The 2,613-nt window shown below is 63.8% G+C and carries 3 protein-coding genes; all 3 read left to right on the top strand.

Annotated elements, in window-relative coordinates; genetic code table 11:
* Positions 1–714: enoyl-CoA hydratase/isomerase family protein (locus tag QZ378_RS12675; protein ID WP_291258529.1), on the top strand; the 714-nt coding region annotated here is incomplete at its 5' end.
* A 40-nt stretch (positions 715–754) separates the two neighbouring features.
* Positions 755–1,768 carry an enoyl-CoA hydratase/isomerase family protein gene (locus QZ378_RS12670; protein ID WP_087237371.1) on the top strand — a complete coding sequence of 338 codons (1,014 nt, stop codon included), beginning with the start codon at positions 755–757 and terminating at the stop codon, positions 1,766–1,768.
* A 75-nt stretch (positions 1,769–1,843) separates the two neighbouring features.
* Positions 1,844–2,613: 3-keto-5-aminohexanoate cleavage protein (locus QZ378_RS12665; protein ID WP_291258528.1), on the top strand; the 770-nt coding region annotated here is incomplete at its 3' end.

Raw genomic sequence — 2,613 nt, 5'->3', positions numbered from 1 at the left:
GACACCAACCTGATCAAGAACATGATCTTTGATCTGGACGTGCCCACCATCGGCGTGCTCCCCGGCCCCGGCTTCCACTGGGATTCCGCCATGCTCAGCGACATCACCATCTGCTCCGACGACACCTGGATCGAGGTGCCCCACGCCCACGGCGGCCTGGTGCCCGGCGACGGCATGGGCCTGATGGCCCAGCACTTCTTCGGAACCAAGCGGGGCAACTACTACATGATGACCGCCCGCCAGTGGACTGCCCAGCAGATGCTGGACTGGGGCATGGTCAGCGAGGTGGTGCCCAAGGATCAGGTCATGGCCCGCGCCTGGGAGATCGCCCGGATGCTCAAGACCATGCCCTATGAGAACCGCACCATCATGTCCAACCTGGCCAAGCGTCCTCTGAAGAAGCTGCTGGTGGAGGATCTGAAGCTGCACACCGTCAGCGAGCAGTACGGCTCCCTGCTGCGCATCGCCGCCGGCGACATGGGCGACCGCAACGCCGCCCAGCAGGACGAGAAGTACATCAGCCAGACCAACGACTGGCGCTACTGCCACGACTGGATGCAGCAGCCCCCCACCCGGGAGAGCTGGGCCGGCTTCCGCACCAAGCCCATCGAGTGGTTCAAGGAGGTCGAGGCCGGCCGCGAGGTCAACCCCTTCGACCCCAAGCGGCCCGTGAAGCCCTACCGCCCCGAGCCCGCCGACGGCAGCAGCAAGTAAGCTTCTCCACACACGGACGAGTATTGAGGAGGAAAATACCATGGGAAAGCCTATGGCTGATTATGTCAAGCTGCCCGAGTTTGACGAGTATAAAGAGTGGTTTAAGGACTTCGCCGACCTGAAGCGTGAGGACGGCATCGTGCAGGTCACCTGGAAGACCAACGACGGCCCCATGCACCACAGCGGCATGTCCCACCGGGCCATGAGCCAGCTCACCCGCTGGCTGAGCCTGGACTTCAAGAACGAGATCATCATCTACACCCACATCGGCGACAACTGGATGATCGAGTCCGACGCCAACGGCTGGGAGACCTACTCCCAGCTGCCCACCCAGCGGTTCCAGCACCAGTACTTCGACGACACCAACCTGATCAAGAACATGATCTTTGATCTGGACGTGCCCACCATCGGCGCCATCCCCGGCCCCGGCTTCCACTGGGATTCCGCCATGCTGTGCGACATCACCCTGTGCTCCGAGGACACCAAGATGGAGGTGCCCCACGCCCAGGGCGGCCTGGTGCCCGGCGACGGCATGGGCCTGATGTGCCAGCACTACTTCGGCACCAAGCGGGGCAACTACTACATGATGACCTCCCGCCAGTTCACCGCCCAGCAGATGCTGGACTGGGGCATGGTCAACGAGGTGCTGCCCAAGGGCAAGGTGGTGGAGCGCGCCTGGGAGATCGCCCGGATGCTCAAGACCATGCCCTACGAGAACCGCACCATCATGTCCAACCTGGCCAAGCGGCCCCTGAAGAAGCTGCTGGTAGAGGATCTGAAGCTGCACACCGTCAGCGAGCAGTACGGCTCCCTGCTCCGCGTCGCCGCCGGCGATCTGGGCGACGAGAACTCCGCCCAGCAGGACGAGAAGTACATCAGCCGCGTGGGCGACTGGCGCTACGCCACCCACGACATGGAGGAGCCCCAGACCGCCGAGTCCTGGCGCACCATGCCCCAGAAGGCCGCCGAGTGGTGGAAGAAGGTAAACGCGGGTGAGATCGAGAACCCCTTTACCTTTGAGCACAGCAACGAGCCGGAAGGCTACGAATTTTAATTCTGTTCTGCGGAAGAAGGGGCGGTCACTGCGTCCCTTCTTCCCGCGCATATTATAATAAGGAGTGGAACCGCTATGGCAAAGACCATCATCACCGCCGCGCTCACCGGCGCGGTGACCCCCGCTGGCTACAAGATCCCCGAGACCCCCCAGCAGATCGCCGACGAGGCCTATGACGCCTGGAAGACCGGCGCCGCCATCGTCCACCTGCACATGCGCGCCGACGACGGCCTGGGCGCCATGGACAAGGAGAAGTTCCGGGAGACCATCCGCCTCATCCGCAGCCACAAGGACTGCGACGTGGTCATCAACTGCACCTCCTCCGGCGCCTCCCCCCAGCACCCCGCCACCGACGACGAGCGCATGGCCCACCACAGGGAGCTGGCCGGCATCGAGATGGGCTCCTACGACGCGGGCTCCTTCAACTGGATGCCCGGCGGCGTGTTCATGAACTCCCCCCAGTTCCTCCAGAAGCTGGGCGACCTGTACATGGAGAAGGGCATCAAGCCCGAGCTGGAGATCTTCGACGCCGGCATGCTGGGCATCGCCAACTACTTCGTGAAGAAGGGCCACCTGTCCACCCCCTGTCACTATCAGTTCTGCCTGGGCGTGCTGGGCGGCATGCCCGCCACCGTGGAGAACCTGATGTACCTGGTCAGCCACATCCCCGCCGGCTCCACCTGGTCCGCCTTCGGCATCGGCAAGGGCCACCTGCCCATCCTGCTGGCCTCCCTGGCCCTGGGCGGCCACATCCGCGTGGGCATGGAGGACAACGTGGTCTTTGAGGTGAAGGAGAACGGCGAGAAGGTCATGGCCACCAACCACATGCTGGTGGAGCGGGCCGT

Origin of the sequence: Flavonifractor sp., assembly GCF_019422385.1 — a bacterium.
In the GTDB taxonomy this organism is placed as follows: Bacteria; Bacillota; Clostridia; order Oscillospirales; family Oscillospiraceae; genus Flavonifractor; species Flavonifractor avistercoris.
Note: the sequence above shows the minus strand (reverse complement) of the source record. Positions and strands in the feature narration are given on the sequence as shown.